Source organism: Corallococcus exercitus (genome assembly GCF_003611585.1).
Taxonomy (GTDB): domain Bacteria; phylum Myxococcota; class Myxococcia; order Myxococcales; family Myxococcaceae; genus Corallococcus; species Corallococcus exercitus.
The window spans coordinates 1-770 of record NZ_RAVW01000841.1 but is presented as its reverse complement, the minus strand read 5'-3'; the positions used below and the strand labels follow the sequence as shown (position 1 = coordinate 770).

Genomic DNA, 770 nt, shown 5'->3' with positions numbered 1-770 from the left:
GAAGCTGGGCACGGGCGTGCTCGTGTTCGCGGCGGTGGCGGTGCCCTGGTACCTGACGCTGTGCCTCTTCGACGGCGTGGACGACGAGGGCAAGCTCTTCTGGTACCGCTTCTTCATCCACGACCACCTGAACCGCCTCACCGCGGGCGTGTACACCACCACGCCGGGCGGGTCGTTCACCTACTTCATCGAGCAGGGCGGCTTCGCCATCTTCCCGTGGGTGGCGCTGCTGCCCGGCGCGTTCGCGGTCGTGTCGCGCCTCAAGCTGCGCTCGCGGGACAAGGCGGACCACCTGGCGCTCATCGCCGTGCTGTGGGTGGCGTTCGCGTTCTACCTGCTGGCCTCCAGCGCGACGAAGTTCCACCACTACGTCTTTCCCATCCTGCCGGGCCTGGCCATCCTCTGCGCGCTGTTCGTGGACCGGCTGTGGAAGGACGGCATCTCCGAGCATGCCGTGAGCCTCATCTTCGGCCTGGTGCTCTTCATCCTGGTGGGCAAGGACCTGGCGGAGAACCCCAAGGACTTCACCGACCTGTTCGTCTTCAACTACGACCGGCCCTACCCGCAGGACCTGGTCACCCGGCCCATCGCGTTCTTCTCCTCGCGCCCGCTGTGGATGGGCGACCTGGTGACGCTGGTGCTGCTGGCCTTCGGCGTGTACCTGGCCTTCGACGCGTTCTCCTCCAAGGTGAAGCAGGAGCGTCCGGCCGCCGGGCGTGCCGTCGCGCTGGGGCTGCTGCTCACCGGCGGGGCCACGCTGGTCGTGGTGG

The 770-nt window shown here is 67.9% G+C and carries 1 pseudogene; it reads left to right on the top strand.

From position 1 onward, the window contains the following. A pseudogene (locus D7W79_RS42445) lies at positions 1–770 on the top strand (ArnT family glycosyltransferase); the annotation flags it as partial.